The organism is Streptomyces sp. ML-6 (genome assembly GCF_030116705.1).
Taxonomy (GTDB): Bacteria; Actinomycetota; Actinomycetes; order Streptomycetales; family Streptomycetaceae; genus Streptomyces.
On record NZ_JAOTIK010000001.1, the window covers coordinates 1,253,243 to 1,274,393 of the forward strand.

The window sequence follows — 21,151 nt, forward strand, 5'->3', positions numbered from 1 at the left end:
TTACGCCTGATGGCCTGAGCTGAAACCGGGTTCGACAGCACCGTTTCGATCATTTTCCGATCCCCGTACCGCAACTGCGGTGCGGCCGGGAACTGCCAGTACCCGTCCGGTGGTCAGCAGAACGAGGAGTGCCGCCACTCCACCGGCCGCAGCGACGGCGAAACTCCACGCCGTGCCGCCCAGCTCGACGGCCGGGCCCGCCACGGCCGTTCCCACCGCGGCACCCACCCCGAACGTCGTCACCAGCCAGGAGAACGCCTCGGTCACGGTGCCCCGCGGGGCGTGCCGGTCGACCACGATGAACGAGCAGGCGATCGCGGGGGCCAGGAAGACCCCGGCCAGGGCCGCCAGCGCGGTCATGGCGACCACGCCCGGTGTCAGCATCAGCGGCAGGTAGCCCAGCGCCAGCAGGGCGACGATGACCCGCAGCCGGCGCTCCGGGGCCCCGGCCCACTGCCGCGCCCCGTACACCGCGCCGCCGATCAGCGCACCCAGCCCGAGCGCGGCCATCAGCCAGCCGTACACCGACTCGCGGCCGTGGTCGTCGGCGTAGGCCACACCGGCCACCGTGATCGAGCCCAGCGCCAGTCCGACGAAGAAGAACGAGCCGAGCAGCACCAGCAGCCCCGGCGAGCGCAGCGCGCCCAGCCAGTGCGCCTCGCGGGGCGCGGAGCGCCAGGTGCGGGACGGTTCGGAGAGGACGACGGAGAGCGCCCCCAGCACCCCCAGCACGTTGATGACGAGCAGGGCGGCGGCGGGCGACCAGAGCGAGACCAGCACCGTGACCAGGAGCGGGCCCAGGGTGAACATGACCTCCTGGGCGACGGCGTCCATGGCGTACGCCCGGTGCACCCTGTCCTCACCGCCCAGGACGCTCGGCCACAGGGCCCGCAGGCCGCCCTCCAGCGGAGGTGTGAAGAGCCCGGCCACCACGACCGCCCCGTAGGCCAGGGGCAGCGAACCGAGGCCCACCACGGCCAGCAGGACCATGCCCAGCGCCGAGACCACCGAGGCCGGGAGCTGGACGCGCGGCTGGCCGTACAGGTCCACGGCGCGGCCCAGCAGCGGCTGGCCGACGGCGGTGGACAGTCCGTACACGGCCGCGAGCGCGCCGGCGAGGGTGTAGCTGCCGCCCTCGGCCCGGGTGAAGAGCACGATCGCGATGTGGCCGGTCCCGCTCGGCAGTCGCCCCAGCAGGGTTCCCGCCAGCAGCCGCGCGGCGTGTTTCGCCCGGAGGATGTCCAGATATCCCGCGGCCATGTCCGTCGCCCCTCTCCCTCGGGCGCTCTTCGGCCACCCAGAGGTTTTACGTATAACTTCGAGGCTCATACGTACCATGTGCCCAGTCCGCAGGTCCACCGCACAGCGCCTGCCCCGATCGGCCCGGAGGCCCGAGTGACCAGCGCACCCCAGCCCGTACCGACCCGGCCCACCAGCCGCGACGTCGCCCGGGCCGCGGGCGTCTCGCAGGCCACCGTCTCCCTCGTGCTCGGCGACAAGTGGCGGGGCCGGGTCTCCGCGGCCACCGCGGAGCGCGTTCGGCACACCGCCCATGGGCTCGGCTACCGGCCCAATCTCGCCGCCCGCAATCTCCGCCTCGGCCGTACCAGGACCGCGCTGCTGGTCGTCCCCGCGCTCACCAACGAATTCTTCGCGCGCGTCTACACGGGGGCCGCCGCGGTAGCCGCCGAACACGATTTCGGGGTCGTCCTCTACCCGTCCCCCGAGGGCACCGGCCCGGCCCGGGACCCCTTCGCCTCGGCGAGCGCCTCCCTGGACGGCGTGATCGCCTCCTCCATGGCCGCCGGTGCCCTGGACGCGCTGCGCGGTGCGGCCCTGCCGCTGGTCATGCTCGACAGCGACCCGGCGGACGGCGGGGTCGCGGCCCGGGTCAATCTCGACGTCGCCGACGGCATGCGGCAGGTGGCGGAGCACCTGCTCGCCCTCGGCCACCGCCGTTTCGTCCACCTCGCCTCGGCGGTCGACTCCTGGACCTTCGTGGTGCGCGGCCGGGCGCTGCACGAGACCCTGCGGGCGGCTCCCGGCACCTCCGTGCGGACCGTCACCGCGGCGCTCGACGTGCACGCGGGCCGTACGGCGGCCGAGCAGGTCCTCGCCGCCCCCGGCCCCCGGCCCACCGCCCTCGTCTGCGACGACGACATCCTCGCCGCGGGTGCCTGCAAGGCCGCCCGCAGGCTGGGCCTGCGGGTGCCCGGCGACCTGTCGGTCACCGGCTTCGACGACCTGACCCTGGCCACGGCCGTCGAGCCGGAGCTCACCACCGTGCGGCTGCCCGCCGAGCGGGTCGGCGAGCGCGGCATGGCGGCCCTGCTGGCGGTCCTGGACGACCGGCCGGTCGAGCCCGGCAGCCTGCCGGTGCGCCTGGTCGCCCGCGGTTCCTCGGCGCCCGTCCGCCCATGACCGCGCCCCGGCCCGCCGGGAGGCGGACCGGGGCGGGCATCACCGCGATGGGCTACTTCTCGGAGGACTCCACGTCCCCGCCGGAGTCGGCGGACCCGGTGGTGTCCGTCGGGGCCGCGGCGGCCCCGTCCTCGGTGTCGGAGGGGGCGTCCGTCGGCGCGGAGCCGCCGTCCGCCTCCAGCAGCCGGGCCAGCTGCCGCCCGACGATCCGCTTGAACTTCCGCTGCTGCGGCCGCGTACGGTCCAGGACCGCGACCTCCAGCCGCTCGGCGGGGATCTCCCGCTCGCTGCCGTTGGGGTCGCGCGACAGCGCCTGCACCGCCAGCTTGAGCGCCTCGGCGAGCGTCATCCCGTCCCGGTGGCGCTGGTCCAGGAAGGTGCTGATCTGCTCGGCGTTGCCGCCGACCGCGACCGAGCCGTGCTCGTCGACGATCGAACCGTCGTGCGGCAGCCGGTAGATCTGGTCGCCCTCGGGCTCGGTGCCCACCTCGGCGACCACCAGCTCCACCTCGTACGGCTTCTCGGCCGCGCTGGAGAAGATGGTGCCCAGCGTCTGCGCGTAGACGTTGGCCAGCCCACGGGCCGTCACGTCGTCGCGGTCGTAGGTGTATCCGCGCAGATCGGCGTAGCGCACACCGCCGATGCGGAGGTTCTCGTACTCGTTGTACTTGCCGGCGGCGGCGAAGCCGATCCGGTCGTAGATCTCGCTGAACTTGTGCAGCGCGCGGGACGGGTTCTCGCCGACGAACACAATGCCGTCGGCATACTGCAGCACAACCAGGCTGCGACCACGGGCGATGCCCTTCCGGGCGTATTCCGCCCGGTCGGCCATGGCCTGCTGGGGTGAGACATAGAACGGCGTCGACACCGGTTATCCGTCCCTTTCTGTCAGTGACGAGAGCATCGAAGAAGCAGCGGAACGGCGGTCAGAGCAGCGCGGCGCGCGGGCCGTCGGGCTGCTCCATCCGGCGTTCGAGGACCGAGCGGGCGATGTCGGAGGATTCCGCGTCGTCCAGCCTCCGGTAGCCCTCGTCGGTGATGACGGTGACGATCGGATAGATCCGCCGGCCCACGTCCGGGCCGCCGGTCGCCGAGTCGTCGTCGGCCGCGTCGTACAGCGCCTGCACGACCAGGGTGAGTGCCTCCTGCTCCGTCAGGTCGTCGCGGTAGAGCTTCTTCATGGAGCTGCGGGCGAAGACCGATCCCGAGCCGGTGGCCGCGTACCCGTGCTCCTCCGAACGGCCGCCGGTCACGTCGTACGAGAAGATCCGGCCCTTCTCGCGGTCGAGGTCGAAGCCCGCGAAGAGCGGCACGACGGCGAGGCCCTGCATGGCCATCCCCAGATTGCTGCGGATCATCGTGGAGAGCCGGTTCGCCTTGCCCTCCAGGGAGAGCTGGGCGCCCTCGACCTTCTCGAAGTGCTCCAGCTCCAGCTGGAACAGCTTGACCATCTCCACGGCCAGTCCGGCCGTGCCGGCGATGCCCACCGAGGAGTACTCGTCGGCCGGGAAGACCTTCTCGATGTCGCGCTGTGCGATCACATTGCCCATGGTCGCCCGCCGGTCACCGGCCAGGACCACCCCGCCGGGGAACGTCACCGCGACGATGGTCGTCCCGTGCGGCGCCTCGACGGCCCCCTGGAGGGGCGGCAGGCTGCGGTTGCCCGGGAGCAGCTCCGGGGACTGGTCGGACAGGAAATCCATGAACGAAGAGGATCCCGGCGTCAGGAAGGCAGCTGGTAGACGCCCGGTGCTACGAGTGTTGGCTTCCACGCGTTTCCCTCCAGGTAAGCGACGGCCCCGAACCGGATGTCGGGATCGTCTCCCAACTCGCCGACGGCCGAATTGCAGTTGATGCGGTTACGCCACGGACCCTACCCGTCCCGTGGCGGTGATCCACATGAACCGTGGGGGCAGCTGTCCGGCTCGCGGTGCCGCTTGTGGCCGCGCGGTACGGGCCGACCGGGCCCGTACCGCGCGTACCGCCTTCCACTCCCCCGCGTTCACATTTGTGAATTACTGTCCGCCCTTTTGGACGAACGAACGCACGAAGTCCTCGGCGTTCTCCTCGAGCACGTCATCGATCTCGTCCAGGACCGAGTCGACGTCGTCGCTCAGCTTCTCCTGGCGCTCCTTGAGGTCCTCGGAGGCCTGCGCGTCCTGCGCCTGCTCCTCGACCTCCTCGGTGGAACGCGTCGCCTTCTGCTGTCCGCCGCCGGTGTCCTTGGTCGCCATATAGCTCACCCCGCTCGGTTCGAAGCACTTGATCAGACCCTACCCACGGGCTCCGACATCGGCCCGGTACTTTCCCTCAACGTCCGGGGGTCATCCCGATGATTCCCCGATCCCGGCCCTTTCAGCCGCCGGACAGCACCTGGACCAGCTCCTCCGCCGTGCGGCAGCGGTCCAGGAGCTCCTTGACGTGTTCACGAGTCCCGCGCAGCGGCTCCAGGGTGGGCACCCGCTGCAACGAGTCGTGACCCTGCAGATCGAAGATGACCGAGTCCCAGGAGGCCGCGGCCACGTCGTCGGCGTACTGCTCCAGGCAGCGGCCCCGGAAATAGGCCCTGGTGTCCTCCGGAGGCTTCGTACGGGCCTTCTCGACCTCTCCCTCGTCCAGCAGGCGCTGCATCTTCCCGCGGGCCGCCAGACGGTTGTAGAGCCCCTTCTCGGCCCTCACGTCGGCGTACTGGAGGTCCACCAGGTGCAGGCGTGCCGCGTCCCAGTCCAGGTCGTCACGGCGGCGGTAGCCCTCCATGAGCTCCCGCTTGGCAACCCAGTCGAGCTCGCCGGACAGGCTCATCGGGTCGTTCTCCAGCCGGTTGAGGGTGTCCTCCCAGCGGGCCAGGACGTCCTTGGTCTGCTCGTCGGCGTCCGCCCCGTACCGCTCCTCGACGTACTTGCGGCCCAGCTCGAAGTACTCCACCTGCAACTGGACCGCCGTGAGGGTGCGGCCGCTGCGCAGCGTGACGAGGTGGTTCAGGGTCGGGTCGTGGGAGACCTGGTGCAGGGTGCGCACCGGCTGGTCCACCGCGAGGTCCACGTTGATGAAGCCGTCCTCGATCATGGACAGGACCAGGGCGGTGGTGCCGAGCTTGAGATAGGTGGAGATCTCCGAGAGGTTCGCGTCGCCGATGATCACATGGAGCCGGCGGTACTTCTCCGCGTCGGAGTGGGGCTCGTCACGGGTGTTGATGATGGGGCGCTTGAGGGTGGTCTCCAGGCCGACCTCGACCTCGAAGTAGTCGGCGCGCTGGCTGATCTGGAAGCCGTGCTCGTGGCCGTCCTGGCCGATTCCCACGCGCCCCGCCCCCGTGACCACCTGGCGGGAGACGAAGAACGGGGTCAGGTGGCGCACGATGTCGGAGAACGGCGTCTCCCGCTTCATCAGGTAGTTCTCGTGCGTGCCGTAGGAGGCGCCCTTGTTGTCGGTGTTGTTCTTGTAGAGGTGGATCGGCTGGGCGCCGGGCAGCTGGGCCGCCCGTTCGGCCGCCTCGGCCATGATCCGTTCGCCGGCCTTGTCCCAGAGGACGGCGTCCCGCGGATTGGTGACCTCCGGGGAGCTGTACTCCGGGTGCGCGTGGTCCACGTAGAGGCGGGCGCCGTTGGTGAGGATGACGTTGGCGAGGCCGATGTCCTCGTCGGTGAGCTGGCTGGAGTCGGCGGACTCCCGCGCGAGGTCGAAACCCCGCGCGTCCCGCAGCGGGTTCTCCTCCTCGAAGTCCCACCGGGCGCGGCGCGCCCGGTGCATCGCCGCCGCGTAGGCGTTGACGATCTGGGACGAGGTGAGCATGGCATTGGCGTTGGGGTGGCCGGGGACGGAGATCCCGTACTCCGTCTCGATGCCCATTACTCGACGTACGGTCATGCGGCCCTCCTTGCCCGGCGGCGCTCCCCTCGGGGGGCGGCGCTCAAATACCGCTGCTTGTCGGTGCGCGTGCACGGCCCGCCCACGCACTGCGCGACCGGGCGGTACGCAAGAGCCTAGAGCGCCTCTGTGCCGACGGGGAGATCAATCACGTCATTGCCGCGGTGTCGCGCGAGCTGTCCGGAAAAGCAACCGGCTGCGAATGCCCGGGCCGGGCATTCGCAGCCGGACCGCGCTCTACAGGTACTGGCCGGTATTCGCCACCGTGTCGATGGAACGGCCGGTGTCCGCGCCCTGCTTTCCGGTGACGAGCGTACGGATGAAGACGATCCGCTCGCCCTTCTTGCCGGAGATGCGGGCCCAGTCGTCCGGGTTGGTGGTGTTCGGCAGGTCCTCGTTCTCCTTGAACTCGTCCACGCACGCCTGGAGGAGGTGGGAGACGCGAAGGCCCTTCTGGCCCTGTTCGAGGAAGGCCTTGATGGCCATCTTCTTGGCCCGGTCGACGATGTTCTGGATCATCGCGCCGGAGTTGAAATCCTTGAAGTACAGGACTTCCTTGTCACCGTTGGCGTACGTGACCTCGAGGAAGCGGTTCTCCTCGGACTCGGTGTACATCCGCTCGACGACGGACTGGATCATGGCCTGGGCTGCGGCCTCCCTGGAGCCGGTGTGCTCCGCGAGGTCGTCCGCGTGCAGGGGCAGCGAAGGCGTGAGGTACTTCGCGAAGATGTCCTTCGCGGCCTCCGCGTCCGGACGCTCAATCTTGATCTTCACGTCGAGGCGGCCGGGGCGCAGGATCGCGGGGTCGATCATGTCCTCGCGGTTGGAGGCGCCGATGACGATGACGTTCTCCAGGCCCTCGACACCGTCGATCTCGGCGAGCAGCTGGGGAACGATGGTGTTCTCCACGTCCGAGCTGACCCCGGATCCGCGGGTGCGGAAGAGGGATTCCATCTCGTCGAAGAAGACGATGACGGGAGTGCCCTCGCTCGCCTTCTCACGAGCGCGCTGGAAGACCAGCCGGATGTGCCGCTCGGTCTCGCCGACGTACTTGTTGAGGAGCTCGGGACCCTTGATGTTGAGGAAGTAGCTCTTGCCGGCCGGCTGGCCGGTGACTTCGGCGACCTTCTTGGCAAGGGAATTGGCGACGGCCTTGGCGATGAGCGTCTTGCCGCAACCGGGCGGACCATAGAGCAGAATGCCCTTCGGCGGCCGCAGTTCGTGTTCCTTGAAGAGGTCGGGGTGGAGATAGGGGAGTTCGACCGCGTCCCGGATCAGCTCGATCTGGTCGCCCAGGCCACCGATCTTGTCGTAGTCGATGTCCGGCACTTCTTCGAGGACGAGTTCCTCGACCTCGCTCTTGGGGACCACTTCGTAGACGTAGCCGGACCTGGGTTCGAGCAGCAGGGCGTCGCCGGGGCGGATGGTGATGTCCAGCAGCGGCTCGGCGAGCCGCACCACCCGCTCCTCGTCGGTGTGCCCGATGACCAGGGCCCGCTCGCCGTCCTCGAGGACTTCCTTGAGGGTGACGATGTCCCCGGCCCGCTCGAATTCCATGGCGTCGACCACGTTGAGCGCTTCGTTGAGCATGACTTCCTGGCCGCGCCGGAGGTCCTCGAGCTCAACACTGGGGCTGACGTTCACCCGGAGTTTCCGGCCTCCGGTGAAGATGTCGCAGGTGCCGTCCTCATTGCCCTGCAGAAACACACCGAAACCGGCCGGCGGCTGCGCGAGCCGGTCGACTTCTTCCTTGAGGGCCACGATCTGGTCGCGGGCCTCACGGAGTGTGTTGGCGAGCCGCTCGTTCTGAGCGGACACGCCCGCCAGGTTGGTCTGCAACTCGACGATCCGCTCTTCGAGAATCCTCGTATGGCGCGGAGAGTCGGCGAGCTTACGTCGCAGGACGGCGATTTCCTGCTCGAGATAGGCGACCTGGCCGGCTGGGTCTTCGGACCCCCGTCCGGGCCGGATGCCGCGGTTGATGTCGTCGTCGTGGGCTGCCACGGTCCTCACCTCCTCCAAGGGGAGCTGGACGCTTCCTGACCCTACCTGCGTGGGTGATGATTGAAACCCCTAGATCACAAAGACTGCGGGGCGTGTCCGATCTTCACCCTTGCGTTCCCCCTCGTTTCAGGGGAATACCCACCCTTCAACATCGGAAAGCGGCCAGTTGTATCGTCGAACCGTCCAACACCCGTCGGGGCTGGCTTCTTTTGGTTCGGATACGCAGGGAACGGCAGGAGAAATGACCGTGCAGCAGGACGCTTCCAACGGTGGCGACGCGCAGGATCTGGAGGTCTGGATCGACCAGGACCTCTGCACGGGAGACGGCATCTGCGTCCAGTACGCCCCCGAGGTGTTCGAGCTGGACATCGACGGCCTGGCGTACGTGAAGAGCGCCGATGACGAGCTGCTGCAGTACAGGGGCGCGACGACGCCGGTACCGCTGCCGCTCCTCCAGGACGTCGTCGACTCGGCCAAGGAGTGTCCGGGCGACTGCATCCACGTGCGTCGCGTTTCGGACAGGGTCGAGGTGTACGGCCCCGAGGCCGCCTGATCCGGCGGCCGGGGCCCGGGGGCCACGGACGGTGACTGCTCAGACACCGGCCGGGGCCGGGACGGTGGCGCGGACGAACGCACCGCCCCGCCACTGCCACGTGACCTCTTCCCGCTGGTCGGGGCAGCAGCGCGGCACCTCCGTCGAGGAATAGCCGAGCAGGGTGGCGGAAATGATTCCGTCACGCACCCCGAAATCACCGATGCTCATCTTCTGGGCGGGGTCCACCAGGGTCGCCACGAGCCGGGGTGTGCTCCCGGTCCCGTTGGTGAGGACATAGACGCCGCTGGGCGGGGTGCCGGACCCGGCCGCGCAATGGACCACGGCGACGGTCTCGGGGCGTGCGTCGCCGTCGAGATCGCCGGTGGCCTGCTTGGCCACGGTGCTGTCCAGTCCCGCGCAGTCCAGGGGGAAGGTCGCCCGTGCCGGGTCGGGGGCGGCCGGTGCGCCGTGCTGGGTCGCGGTGCGGTGGGGCGTCGAGGCCGATGCCGAGGCCACGGGGTCCGGCTGGAGCGCGCCGGCGGCCGCGATGACGGCGGCCATGGCCGTCGCGGTGACGAGCCAGTGCAGCGGCTTGGTGTCGGTGTGCGCGAGGTCCGGGAGCTCGGAGGTCTGCACGCGGGATGTCTCCTGTGGTTCCTGTGGCTCGAGGATGCCTGGACGGGCGGTGCGCCGGTGGGTCTTCTGCGGTGGCGTGGGTGGGCCAGCATCGTGCCACACCTCACAGGGCGGAGGAACGGTGGGGTCGGCACGGATCCGGGCCTGCGGGGCGGTTTCCCCCACGGGTGGTTTCCCCCACGGACAACGAAGAGGCGCCGCCGTCCGGTTCCCGGGTCGCTCCGGGAACTCGGCGGCGGCGCCGGTGCGTTGCAGCGGGTCGGCCGCGTAGGGGTCAGCCGCGCGACGAGGAGCCGCTCTGGCTGCCCGGGCCGTCGTAGTCCTCGCCGTAGGCACCCTTGGCGGGCCGGCGGCGGCGCAGCGGGGGCTCCACCCCGTCGGCCAGGCGGCGGGCGGTGACGAGGAAGCCGGTGTGGCCGATCATGCGGTGGTCCGGACGGACGGCCAGGCCCTCGACGTGCCAGTTGCGGATCATCGATTCCCAGGGCTGCGGTTCGGCGAAGCAGCCGATCTCACGGATGGACTCGACGGTCCGCGCGAGCTGGGTGGTGGTGGCGACGTAGGCGCAGAGGATGCCGCCGGGCACCAGCGCCTTGGAGACGGCCTCCAGGCACTCCCAGGGGGCGAGCATGTCGAGGACGACCCGGTCGACGTCGGTGTCCGAGAGGTTGTCCTGGAGGTCGCCGACGGTGAGCTGCCAGGCGGGGTGCGGCTCGCCGAAGTAGCGTTCCACGTTCTGCCGGGCGATCTCGGCGAAGTCCTCGCGGCGCTCGTAGGAGTGCAGCATGCCCTGGTCGCCGATGGCGCGCAGCAGGAAGGTGGAGAGCGAGCCGGAGCCGACCCCGGCCTCCACGACGCGGGCGCCGGGGAAGATGTCGGCGAAGGCCAGGATCTGCCCCGCGTCCTTGGGGTAGACCACGGCGGCGCCGCGGGGCATGGACAGGACGTAGTCGGGGAGCAGGGGGCGCAGCGCGAGGTAGGCGACGTTTCCCGTGGTTCGGACCACACTGCCCTCGGGGGCACCGATCAGCTCGTCGTGCGGGAAGGAACCCTTGTGGGTGTGGAAGTTCTTCCCGGCTTCGAGCGTGAAGGTGTAGTGGCGTCCCTTGGGATCGGTGAGCTGGACCTGGTCCCCGACCTTGAAGGGCCCGCGTCGGCGGGCGGCACCGGTCGGTTCAGACATGTGACCAGCGTACCGGTGATTCCCCGGCCTCCGGTCGCGAGGCCGGGACGGACGGCGGGCGTTCAGGCGGCGGGCCGGGCCAGGGCGGCGACGAAGGCCCGTTCCACGTCGGCCGTGGAGAGCACCCCGTAGATCTCGCCGGTCTCCTCGACGACGAGGTACTCGGTCGCCGGGGTGGCCTTGAGCCGGTCCAGGAGGGCCTCGCCGGACAGTTCGGCGGAGACCCGCATGCCGTCGGTGAGGTCCTGGGCGAGGCCGCCGACGGCGACCCAGGGGCGGCGGTGTTCCGGCACGGAGACGATGGCGGTCTCGCGGACGAGGCCCTTCGGCTCGCCGTGGCCGTCGACGACGACGAGGGCGCGGGCGCCCGCCTCGTTGGCCCTGCGCAGGGCCTCGGAGAGCGGGGTGTCGGCCTCCACCGGGACGGCGCGGCGGGTGAGGGTGCGGGCGCGCAGTTCGGGGAGGTGCTCGCGCAGCCGGGCCATGCGCAGGCTGTTGCCCGCCCCGGTCCAGATGATCGCGGCGAGGATGGCGGCGAGCAGCGCGTCGGTGACGGTGTCCATGCCGCTGAGTTCGGCGGGGTCGTTGCCGAAGGACCCGCTGTGGGTGAGCAGCGGCAGGCCGATCAGGGTGACGACGGCGAGGGCGCGGCCGACCCAGGCGGCGGCGACGGTGCCGCTCATGGGGCGTCCGGTGATCTTCCAGACGACGGCCCGGAGCATGCGGCCGCCGTCGAGCGGGAGGCCGGGCAGGAGGTTGAAGGCGGCCACCAGGAGATTGGAGATCATCAGGCCGGCGAGCAGGACGCCGGGCACGGTGCCGGGCTCGACGAACATCATCCCGAGGTAGAACAGGCCGGCGAGCACCAGGGAGAGCAGCGGGCCGACGAAGGCGAGCAGGAACTCCCGGCCGGGGGTCTCGGACTCCTTCTCGATCTCGGAGACGCCGCCGAAGAACTGGAGCTGGATGCGGCGCACCGGCAGCTTGTAGCGCAACGCCATGACCGTGTGCGCGAGTTCGTGGACGAGCACGGAGGCGTAGAAGGCGATGGCGAAGAAGAGGGAGACCAGGTAGCGCGCCGCGCCGAGCTCCGGCAGCACCCGGTCGAGCTGTCCGCCGAAGACCCAGGTGATCAGTGCGGCCACGAGGAACCAGCTGGGTGCCACGTATACGGGCACGCCGAAGGGGCGGCCCATGAGGAGGCCGCCTCCGGGCTCTTCGGGGCGCTGCGGCCGGCCTCCGTCGGGGCCGGTCCCGGGTGCCGTTCCCCCGGCACCGGGCTGCGGCCGCCCGCTGTCGCCGCTCTCGTCCACGGGGTCCCTTCGGTCGGTGCCCTGCGGCACGGTCATGCAGTGTTCGAGGGTGTGTGGTCGATGGTATGCCGCCGACTGTCGGTGGCGGGCCGTAGGGTCTTCGACATGGCCTCCCTGTCACGGTCCCCTCAGCCGCCTTCGTCCCTGTCGCCGTCGCGGGCGAGCGATTTCATGCAGTGTCCGCTGCTGTACCGCTTCCGGGTCATCGACAAGCTGCCGGAGAAGCCCAGCGAGGCGGCTACCCGGGGCACGCTGGTGCATGCCGTGCTGGAGCGGCTCTTCGACAGTCCCGCGGCGGAGCGCACGGCCGGCCGGGCCACGGCGCTGGTCCCCGGTCAGTGGGACCGGTTGCTGGAGTCGAAGCCGGAGCTGGCCGAGCTGTTCGCCGGGGACACCGGGGGCGAGCGGCTCGCGCGCTGGCTCTCGGAGGCGGAGAGCCTGGTGGAGCGGTGGTTCTCGCTGGAGGATCCGACGCGGCTGGAGCCCGCCGAGCGGGAGCTGTTCGTCGAGACGGAGCTGGAGTCCGGGCTGCGGCTGCGCGGGGTGATCGACCGGATCGACGTCGCGCCGACGGGCGAGGTCCGGATCGTCGACTACAAGACGGGCAAGGCACCGCGTCCGGAGTACGCGGAGGGCGCGCTGTTCCAGATGAAGTTCTACGCCCTGGTGATCTGGCGGCTGAAGGGTGTGGTGCCGCGCCGGCTCCAGCTCGTCTACCTCGGCAGCGGGGACGTCCTGACGTACGACCCGGTGGTGGCGGACCTGGAGCGGGTGGAGCGCAAGCTGCTGGCCCTCTGGGACGCGATCCGGCTGGCCACGGAGACGGGCGAGTGGCGGCCCCGGCCGACGAAGCTCTGCGGCTGGTGCGACCACCAGTCGGTCTGTCCCGAATTCGGTGGTACTCCCCCGGTGTATCCGCTGTCGGTCCGCCCGCCCGGGGCGGAGCCGGAGGGGCAGGGCAGAATGGATCCGGTCCGCACCGAGGCCGGCCGGCCCGTGGCCCCCGAAGGACCCTGAAGGAGACCCTGTGGCTATCCGCGTCCTACTGGTCGACGATCAACCGCTGCTGCGCACCGGCTTCCGGATGATCCTGGAGGCGGAGGGGGATCTCGCGGTGGTGGGCGAGGCCGGTGACGGCCTCCAGGCGCTCGACCAGGTGCGGGCGCTGCAGCCCGATGTGGTGCTGATGGACATCCGCATGCCGCGGATGGACGGCGTGGAGGCGACGCGTCAGATCACCGGTCCCGGCCGGGACGGTCCGGCGAAGGTGCTGGTGCTGACCACGTTCGACCTCGACGAGTACGTGGTGGAGGCGTTGCGCGCGGGTGCCAGCGGCTTCCTGCTGAAGGACGCCCCGGCCAATGAGCTGGTGCAGGCCATCCGGGTGGTCGCGGCGGGCGAGGCGATGCTGGCCCCGAGCATCACCCGCAGGCTGCTCGACAAGTACGCGGACCACCTGCCGTCCGGCGAGGATCCCGTGCCCGACACGCTGCACACGCTGACCGACCGCGAGGTCGAGGTGCTGAAGCTGGTGGCCCGTGGTCTGTCGAACGCGGAGATCGCCGCGGATCTGTTCGTCAGCGAGACGACGGTGAAGACGCACGTCGGGCACGTGCTGACCAAGCTCGGGCTGCGCGACCGGGTGCAGGCGGCCGTGTACGCGTACGAGAGCGGTCTGGTGCGCCCCGGCGCCCAGTGAGGGCCTCGGGCGGGCGCGGGGCCGACCGGGCGGTGACGTGCCCGCCGCCCGGACGCCGTCGTGGGGTGTCCGGGCGGCGGGGCGGTCAGCCGGCTCTTTCCTGCAGTTCCCAGAGCTGGAGTTCGCCGGAGGAGTTGAGCGCCCATTCGACCCCGGTGAGGCCGTCGTGGGAGGCGGCGTACTGCTTGCCCTGCCAGATCGGCAGTACGGGGACGTCGGTGGCGACGAGGTCCTGGAGTTCCTCGAAGGTTTCCGCCGCGGCGCTGCGGTCGGCCACGCGCCGGGACTCCGGGATGAGCTTCTTCTGCGCCAGGGTCGACTTGTAGGGCGAGTTGAGGAAGTTGTTCTTGTCGAGGAACGGCGCCGTGTAGTTGTCCGGGTCCGGGAAGTCGGGGAACCACCCCATGCCGTAGACGGCGTAGTCGCCGCGCACCTGGGCGGGGCGGAACTTCGCCCAGGGGGTGCCCTTGACGGTGACGTCGAACAGGCCGGTGTCGTCGAGCTGCTTCTTCAGCATCCGGAACTCCTCGGCCGTCCCGGTGCCGAAGTGGTCGGTCGTGTAGTGCAGGGTGAGCTTCACCGGGGTGTCGATGTCTCCGGCCCGCAGGATCTTCTCCGCCTTGGCGGTGCTGGGCTCGCCGTACTTGTTGTAGAACGAGTTGGCGTGTCCGGCGATGCTGGACGGGATCAGTGAGTACAGCGGATCGGCCGTGGCGCCGTACACCTCGCTCGCGATCTCGCCGCGGTCGACGACCTGCGCCATGGCCTGGCGGACCGCCCTGCTCTTCACGGTCTCGTCGTCGGTGTCGAAGCCGAGGTAGCGGATGGCGAGCCCCGGCATCTCGGTGATCTTGACGCCCTCCTCCGGCTCCTCCAGCATCCGCTGGGCCTGTTCGGGCGTCATGGTGCGGGTCATCATGTCGATCTTCTTGCTGTCGAAGGCCTTCTCCATCGCCTTCGCGTCGGGGAGGAGGTCCAGCTCGACCTCCTCGTTCCGCACCTTCAGGTCTCCCCTGTAGAGGGGGTTCCTGGTGAAGACGACCTTGACGACCTCGCCGTGCTCGACCTCCGGTCTCATGGTGTACGGGCCGGAGCCGTTCACCTGGAACCCGGTCCGCGCGGACTTCGCGTCGTACTCGGTCCGCGACACGATCCCCGCGACGGGGGTGGAGAGCTTGTACGGGAACGTGGCGTCCGGCGTACGGAGGTGGAAGACGACCTCCCGCTCGTTCGGCGTCTCGACCGTGTCGATGTTGGCGAGCAGGGCTCCGGGCCCGTTGGGGGTGTCGATGCGGATGACCCGGTCGATGGAGTACTTCACGTCGTCGGACGTGATCCTCCTGCCGTTGGTGAACTTGAGGTCGTTGCGCAGTTCGCAGCGGTAGCTCTCGTTCTGGGTGTCCGTGAAGGAGCAGCTCTCGGCCGCCTCGGGCACCGGCAGGCCACCGCCGCGCGGCACGTGCATCAGGGTCTGCACGGTCTGCCGGAGAACGTTCCACGCGCCGGCCTCGTAGGCGACGGCGGGGTCGAACGGTGCGGGGTTGTCCTTCGAGGCGACGAACTGGTCCGTGGTGCCGACGACGACGGCGTCCCCGCCGCCGCCCCCGCCCGACGCGCCGCAGGCGGCGAGTACGGGTGCGAGCAGGCCGACTACGGCCGGCAGCACCAGAGTCTTGCGGTTCATCTTGGACGCTCTCCCTCATCCCGGTATCGAGAGAGCGACATTAGTAGGCACTTTCGGCAATGCCGCACGGGGAAGTTCCGCCATGCGATCGGACGGCCGAGGGAATAACCACGCACCGTTTCCCCGTGCCCGGAAGGCTTCGTTCGAACCGTCAGCAATCGGGACTTTTCACCACCGCAAAACGGGCACCCAGGTGGATCCTGAACAATTTTCAGGATTTATCGAGTGACAAAGCTCACGCTTTCCTGTATTTGCAATCCCGGTCGCGCGCACACCCCCGCACACGTACGCGCGACAGAAAGCACACACTCCTCACCGAGAGCTTTTCCTTTTATTCACAGAAACACCCTCGGTGTGCGAATCACTGGATTCCCGTGACCAGTTCCCGGAGGAAGGCGAGGTCGACCTCCTCCAGCGAGCCCACGACCACCCGGCCGGACGCGGGGGCGATGGGGGCGACGGACGGCACTGCGACCACCCGGCAGCCGGCGGCCTCCGCGGCGGCGACACCGGTCGCGGTGTCCTCGATGACGGCGCAGCGCTCGGGGGCGGCGCCGAAGCCGGAGGCGGCGGTGAGGTAGGGCTCCGGGTGCGGTTTCGTGCGGGAGACCTCGTCGCCCGCGACGGTGAGGGCGAAGTGGTGGTGCCCCACCGAGTCCAGCACCCGGTCGATGATCCGCCGGTGCGAGGCGGAGACCAGGGCGGTGGGGACCTCATGCCTGGCCAGTTCGTCCAGGAGCCGGGCCGCGCCCGGCATCAGCGGCACGCCCCGGCCGATGCGCTTCTCGAAGCGGTCGTTGAGCAGCACGGTGAGTTCGTCGAGGGTGACGTCCGCGCCGGTGACATCGATGAGGTAACCGGCGCTGCGGGTCATCGGCCCGCCGACCACCACGTCCCGCCATGCCTCGTCGAGCCGGTGCCCGAGTTCGGCGAAGACCTCCACCTCGGTCTCCCACCAGAAGCCCTCGGTGTCGACGAGGGTGCCGTCCATGTCGAGCAGAACGGCCTGGAGCGCGGCACCTTCGGCCGTGCGGGTCAAGGACGCGGGGACCGTACTGGTCATCGGCACACCTCCGTGAGGGACGAGAGGCCGGTCGCCTCTCCCGTGGAAAGGACGACCGGCCTGCACTGGGCCGACAAGTGTACGACTTGCCCCGCTACCGCGCGTCGAACATCGTCTTACCGCGCGTTGAAGTATTTCGCTTCGGGGTGGTGGATGACGATGGCGTCGGTGGACTGTTCGGGGTGGAGCTGGAACTCCTCGGAGAGGTGGACCCCGATCCGTTCGGGGCGGAGCAGTTCGGCGATCTTCGCGCGGTCCTCGAGGTCGGGGCAGGCGCCGTAGCCGAGGGAGAAGCGGGCGCCGCGGTACTTCAGGGCGAACATGTCCTGGACGTCGTCGGGGTCCTCGCCGCCGAAGCCCAGCTCGGCGCGGACGCGGGCGTGCCAGTACTCGGCGAGGGCTTCGGCGAGCTGGACGGACAGGCCGTGGAGTTCGAGGTAGTCGCGGTAGGAGTTGGCCTCGAAGAGTTTGGCGGTTTCCTGGCCGATGCGGGAGCCGATGGTGACGACCTGGAGGCCGACGACGTCGGTCTGGCCGGATTCCTCGGGGCGGAAGAAGTCGGCGAGGCACAGGCGGCGGCCGCGGCGCTGGCGGGGGAAGGTGAAGCGGGTGCGTTCGGAGCCGTCCTCGTGGAGCAGGATGAGGTCGTCGCCCTTGGAGACGCAGGGGAAGTAGCCGTGGACGACGGCGGCTTCAAGGAGGTTCTCGGTATGGAGCTTGTCGAGCCAGCCGCGCAGGTGGGGGTGGCCCTCGGTCTCGACCAGTTCCTCGTAGGTGGGTCCGTCGCCGGCGCGGTTCTGCTTCAGTCCCCACTGGCCCTTGAAGAGGGCGCCCTCGTCGAGCCAGGAGGCGTAGTCCTTGAGCGGGATGCCCTTGACGACCCGGGTGCCCCAGAAGGGGGGTGTGGGGATCGGGTTGTCGACCGCGACGTCCGAGCGCACGTCTCCGGCCGGCTCCTCCACCTCCAGGACCGCCGTCTCCCGGCGCGGGACGCGGCGCTGCTTCAGCTCCGGCAGGGCGGCGCCGGGCAGGCCGCGTTTGACGGCGACGAGGGCGTCCATCAGGCGCAGCCCCTCGAAGGCGTCGCGTGCGTAGCGGACTTCGCCTTCGTAGAGTTCGTGGAGGTCCTGTTCGACGTAGGCACGGGTCAGGGCGGCTCCGCCGAGGATGACGGGGAAGTCGGCGGCGAGTTTGCGCTGGTTGAGCTCTTCCAGGTTCTCCTTCATGATCACGGTGGATTTGACCAGGAGGCCGGACATGCCGATCACGTCGGCGCGGTGTTCCTCGGCGGCCTCCACGATCGCCGAGACCGGCTGCTTGATGCCGAGGTTGACGACGTTGTAGCCGTTGTTGGACAGGATGATGTCGACGAGGTTCTTGCCGATGTCGTGGACGTCGCCGCGGACCGTGGCCAGCACGATGGTGCCCTTGCCCTGGTCGTCGGACTTCTCCATGTGTGGCTCGAGGTGGGCCACCGCGGTCTTCATCACCTCCGCGGACTGCAGGACGAACGGCAGCTGCATCTGGCCGGAGCCGAACAGCTCGCCGACGACCTTCATGCCCTCCAGCAGGGTGTCGTTGACGATCTCCAGCGCCGGGCGGTCCTGCAGGGCCTCATCGAGGTCGGCCTCCAGGCCGTTCTTCTCCCCGTCGATGATCCGCCGCTGGAGGCGTTCCTCCAGGGGGAGGGCGGCCAGTTCCTCGGCCTTGCCCGCCTTCATCGACTTCGTGCTGACGCCCTCGAACAGCTCCATCAGCCGCTGCAGGGGGTCGTAGCCCTCGGTGCGGCGGTCGTGGATGAGGTCCAGGGCCACTCGCACCTGTTCCTCGTCCAGGCGGGCGATGGGCAGGATCTTGGAGGCGTGCACGATCGCGGAGTCCAGCCCGGCCTTGACGCACTCGTCCAGGAAGACCGAGTTCAGCACCACCCGGGCGGCCGGGTTCAGGCCGAAGGAGATGTTGGACAGGCCCAGCGTGGTCTGCACCTGGGGGTGGCGCTTCTTCAGCTCCCGGATCGCGCCGATGGTGGCGAGACCGTCCTTGCGGGACTCCTCCTGCCCGGTGCAGATCGTGAAGGTCAGGCAGTCGATCAGGATGTCCGACTCCCGGATCCCCCAGTTCCCCGTCAGGTCCGCGATCAGGCGCTCGGCCACGGCGACCTTGTGCTCCACCGTGCGGGCCTGGCCCTCCTCGTCGATCGTCAGCGCCACCAGCGCCGCCCCGTGCTCCGCCGCCAGGCCGGCCACCTGCGCGAACCGGGACTCGGGCCCGTCGCCGTCCTCGTAGTTCACCGAGTTCAGCACCGCCCGGCCGCCCAGCTTCTCCAGCCCCGCCCTCAGCACCGGCACCTCGGTCGAGTCCAGCACGATGGGCAGGGTGGAGGCGGTGGCGAACCGCCCGGCCAGCTCCTCCATGTCCGCGACCCCGTCGCGACCCACGTAGTCGACGCACAGGTCGAGCATGTGCGCGCCCTCACGGATCTGGTCGCGGGCCATCTCCACGCAGTCGTCCCACCGGCCCTCCAGCATCGCCTCGCGGAACTTCTTCGACCCGTTGGCGTTGGTCCGCTCCCCGATCGCCAGATACGACGTGTCCTGGCGGAACGGCACCGTCTGGTACAGCGAGGCGGCCCCCGGCTCCGGGCGCGGATCGCGCGCCACGAGCTCGGCGCCCCGCACCCGCTCCACCAGTTGGCGCAGATGCTCCGGCGTCGTCCCGCAGCACCCGCCCACCAGCGACAGCCCGTACTCCCGCACGAACGTCTCCTGCGCCTCGGCCAGCCCCTCCGGCCCCAGCGGGAAGTGCGCACCGTCCTTCGTCAGCACCGGCAGGCCCGCGTTGGGCATGCACAGCAGCGGGATACGGGAGTGGCGGGCCAGGTAGCGCAGGTGCTCGCTCATCTCGGCCGGGCCGGTCGAGCAGTTCAGGCCGATCATGTCGATGCCCAGCGGTTCCAGCGCGGTCAGCGCCGCACCGATCTCCGAGCCCAGCAGCATCGTCCCGGTCGTCTCGAACGCCAGCGAACACAGCACCAGCAGATCGCTGCCCGCCGCCTCCATGGCACGCCGCGCGCCCAGCACCGCGGCCTTGGTCTGCAGCAGGTCCTGCGTGGTCTCGATGATCAGCGCGTCCGCACCGCCGGCGATCAGCCCCTCGGCGTTCTGCTGGAACCCGTCCCGCAGCCTCGCGTACGGGGCGTGGCCCAGCGTCGGCAGCTTCGTGCCCGGCCCCATCGAGCCGAGCACCCACCGCTGCCGTCCGGTCGAGGCGGTGAACTCGTCGGCGACCTCCCGCGCGATCCGTGCCCCGGCCTGCGACAGCTCGAAGATCCGCTCGGGGATGTCGTACTCCCCCAGCGCCGAGGCGTTCGCCCCGAAGGTGTTCGTCTCGACGCAGTCCACCCCCGCCGCGAAGTACTCCGCGTGCACCGACCGCACGATGTCCGGCCGCGTCACGTTCAGCACCTCGTTGCAGCCCTCGAGCTGCTGGAAGTCCTCCAGCGTCGGGTCCTGCGCCTGCAGCATGGTGCCCATCGCACCGTCCGCCACCACCACCCGGGTGGCGAGCGCCTCACGCAGCGCTCCGGCTCGGTTCCTGCTGTCGGCGGAAGGGGTCGGCAACGAGGCCATGGATGTACTCCCTGGGATGCGACGGCTGTCGGCTTTGCGGCTTCGGTGGAAGGCGCACCAGGCCAGCCTAGCCCGGCGGCGGCCGGGGTCGTCACTCCGTCCCACGGAGCGGACGGCATGCTGTGCGGGGCGATGTCCGGATCGGAGTGGCGCCGCGGTTTTCCTCCGCGATCGAGCATGGGTCGGCATCGACCGATAGTGTTCAGCATTGTCGAACCGAGGTGGAGGAGTACGGCGCGATGGCCAAGAACATCCAGTCGCTGGAGCGGGCGGCGGCGATGCTGCGCCTGCTGGCCGGCGGCGAGCGTCGGCTGGGACTGTCCGACATCGCCTCTTCGCTGGGCCTGGCCAAGGGCACCGCGCACGGCATCCTGCGCACCCTCCAGCACGAGGGCTTCGTCGAGCAGGACACCGCGTCCGGCCGGTACCAGCTGGGGGCGGAGCTGCTGCGGCTGGGCAACAGCTATCTGGACGTCCACGAGCTGCGGGCCCGCGCGCTCGTCTGGACGGACGACCTGGCCCGCTCCAGCGGCGAGAGCGCCTATCTGGGCGTGCTGCACCAGCAGGGCGTCCTCATCGTCCACCATGTCTTCCGCCCCGACGACAGCCGGCAGGTCCTGGAGGTCGGGGCCATGCAGCCGCTGCACTCCACGGCCCTGGGCAAGGTGCTCTCGGCCTACGACCCGGTGGCGCACACCGAGGCCCTGGAGGCCGAGCGCAAGTCCTTCACCCCGCGCACCGTCACCGACGCGGAGGAATTCGAGGCGATGCTCGACCTGACCCGGGCCCGGGGCTGGGCGGCCGACGTGGAGGAGACCTGGGAGGGGGTGGCCGCGGTGGCCGCCCCGATCCACGACCGGCGGCGGATGCCGGTGGGCGCGGTGGCCGTGACCGGTGCGGTGGAGCGGGTCTGCGCGAACGGGGAGCTGCGCCCCGAGCTGATCGCCGCGGTGCGCGACTGCGCCCGCGCGGTCTCCAGGGACCTGGGCGCCGGACGCTTCTGAGCCCGGCCGCGGCGCATCACCCGGTAACGATCGAGTTATGGGCCACACAACCCTTGACGCCCGATTCACCTGGGGGAAGCATTGCCGTTCACCGGTCGGCATTGTCGAACAGC

General features: G+C 70.0%; 17 protein-coding genes and 1 pseudogene. 5 read left to right on the forward strand and 13 right to left on the reverse strand.

Annotated elements, in window-relative coordinates:
- A complete protein-coding gene (locus tag OCT49_RS05515; RefSeq protein ID WP_283850767.1) occupies window positions 1-1,260 on the reverse strand; it encodes an MFS transporter in 1,260 nt (419 codons plus the stop codon).
- Window positions 1,261-1,395: 135 nt separating this feature from the next.
- Between OCT49_RS05515 and OCT49_RS05520 the strand changes: the two genes are divergently transcribed.
- Window positions 1,396-2,421 (forward strand): LacI family DNA-binding transcriptional regulator, encoded by a 1,026-nt coding sequence (locus OCT49_RS05520; protein ID WP_283850768.1) that lies wholly within the window; start codon window positions 1,396-1,398, stop codon window positions 2,419-2,421.
- A gap of 52 nt (window positions 2,422-2,473) precedes the next feature.
- Here OCT49_RS05520 and prcA read toward each other — a convergent pair whose 3' ends face one another.
- The 6 genes and pseudogenes from prcA to arc all read right to left on the reverse strand — a co-directional run bounded on the left by prcA (window position 2,474) and on the right by arc (window position 8,292).
- A complete protein-coding gene (prcA, locus tag OCT49_RS05525) occupies window positions 2,474-3,289 on the reverse strand; it encodes a proteasome subunit alpha (protein WP_148833640.1) in 816 nt (271 codons plus the stop codon).
- Between the two features lie 58 nt (window positions 3,290-3,347).
- Complete coding sequence (gene prcB / locus OCT49_RS05530; protein WP_283850769.1) at window positions 3,348-4,193, reverse strand: proteasome subunit beta; 846 nt, start codon at window positions 4,191-4,193, stop codon at window positions 3,348-3,350.
- A pseudogene (locus tag OCT49_RS05535) lies at window positions 4,145-4,335 on the reverse strand (endonuclease domain-containing protein); the annotation flags it as partial. The gene prcB and the pseudogene OCT49_RS05535, both read right to left, overlap by 49 nt.
- A gap of 101 nt (window positions 4,336-4,436) precedes the next feature.
- On the reverse strand, window positions 4,437-4,655 hold the full coding sequence (locus OCT49_RS05540) for a ubiquitin-like protein Pup (protein WP_016325855.1): 219 nt from the start codon (window positions 4,653-4,655) through the stop codon (window positions 4,437-4,439).
- Window positions 4,656-4,776: 121 nt separating this feature from the next.
- Window positions 4,777-6,288: a depupylase/deamidase Dop gene (gene dop / locus OCT49_RS05545; protein WP_349632779.1), complete on the reverse strand. Its 1,512-nt coding sequence runs from the start codon at window positions 6,286-6,288 to the stop codon at window positions 4,777-4,779.
- A 237-nt stretch (window positions 6,289-6,525) separates the two neighbouring features.
- Window positions 6,526-8,292 (reverse strand): proteasome ATPase, encoded by a 1,767-nt coding sequence (arc, locus tag OCT49_RS05550; RefSeq protein WP_283850770.1) that lies wholly within the window; start codon window positions 8,290-8,292, stop codon window positions 6,526-6,528.
- Window positions 8,293-8,533: 241 nt separating this feature from the next.
- On the opposite strand from arc, the gene OCT49_RS05555 reads away from it, so the two are divergent.
- A complete protein-coding gene (locus OCT49_RS05555; RefSeq protein ID WP_283850771.1) occupies window positions 8,534-8,845 on the forward strand; it encodes a ferredoxin in 312 nt (103 codons plus the stop codon).
- 39 nt (window positions 8,846-8,884) lie between these two features.
- Here the strand turns inward: OCT49_RS05555 and OCT49_RS05560 are convergent, their stop codons facing one another.
- The 3 genes from OCT49_RS05560 to OCT49_RS05570 all read right to left on the reverse strand — a co-directional run bounded on the left by OCT49_RS05560 (window position 8,885) and on the right by OCT49_RS05570 (window position 11,959).
- Window positions 8,885-9,463, reverse strand: a complete 579-nt coding sequence (locus OCT49_RS05560) for a hypothetical protein (protein WP_283850772.1) — start codon at window positions 9,461-9,463, stop codon at window positions 8,885-8,887.
- A gap of 274 nt (window positions 9,464-9,737) precedes the next feature.
- The gene (locus OCT49_RS05565) at window positions 9,738-10,646 is read right to left on the reverse strand and encodes a tRNA (adenine-N1)-methyltransferase (protein WP_283850773.1); all 909 of its coding nucleotides are present in this window, start codon (window positions 10,644-10,646) and stop codon (window positions 9,738-9,740) included.
- Window positions 10,647-10,708: 62 nt separating this feature from the next.
- On the reverse strand, window positions 10,709-11,959 hold the full coding sequence (locus OCT49_RS05570; RefSeq protein ID WP_283855678.1) for a site-2 protease family protein: 1,251 nt from the start codon (window positions 11,957-11,959) through the stop codon (window positions 10,709-10,711).
- A 171-nt stretch (window positions 11,960-12,130) separates the two neighbouring features.
- Here OCT49_RS05570 and OCT49_RS05575 point away from each other — a divergent pair, with 171 nt between their 5' ends.
- Entirely contained in the window at window positions 12,131-12,976 is an 846-nt protein-coding gene (locus OCT49_RS05575; RefSeq protein ID WP_283855679.1) for a RecB family exonuclease, read from the forward strand.
- A gap of 10 nt (window positions 12,977-12,986) precedes the next feature.
- Entirely contained in the window at window positions 12,987-13,658 is a 672-nt protein-coding gene (locus tag OCT49_RS05580) for a response regulator (protein WP_148833656.1), read from the forward strand.
- Window positions 13,659-13,743: 85 nt separating this feature from the next.
- Here the strand turns inward: OCT49_RS05580 and OCT49_RS05585 are convergent, their stop codons facing one another.
- The 3 genes from OCT49_RS05585 to metH form a co-directional block, all read right to left on the reverse strand.
- On the reverse strand, window positions 13,744-15,342 hold the full coding sequence (locus tag OCT49_RS05585; RefSeq protein ID WP_283850774.1) for an ABC transporter substrate-binding protein: 1,599 nt from the start codon (window positions 15,340-15,342) through the stop codon (window positions 13,744-13,746).
- Between the two features lie 361 nt (window positions 15,343-15,703).
- Entirely contained in the window at window positions 15,704-16,405 is a 702-nt protein-coding gene (locus tag OCT49_RS05590; RefSeq protein WP_283850775.1) for an HAD family hydrolase, read from the reverse strand.
- A 116-nt stretch (window positions 16,406-16,521) separates the two neighbouring features.
- On the reverse strand, window positions 16,522-20,034 hold the full coding sequence (metH, locus tag OCT49_RS05595; protein WP_283850776.1) for a methionine synthase: 3,513 nt from the start codon (window positions 20,032-20,034) through the stop codon (window positions 16,522-16,524).
- Between the two features lie 239 nt (window positions 20,035-20,273).
- On the opposite strand from metH, the gene OCT49_RS05600 reads away from it, so the two are divergent.
- The gene (locus OCT49_RS05600) at window positions 20,274-21,038 is read left to right on the forward strand and encodes an IclR family transcriptional regulator (RefSeq protein WP_283850777.1); all 765 of its coding nucleotides are present in this window, start codon (window positions 20,274-20,276) and stop codon (window positions 21,036-21,038) included.
- Window positions 21,039-21,151: the final 113 nt, after the last annotated feature.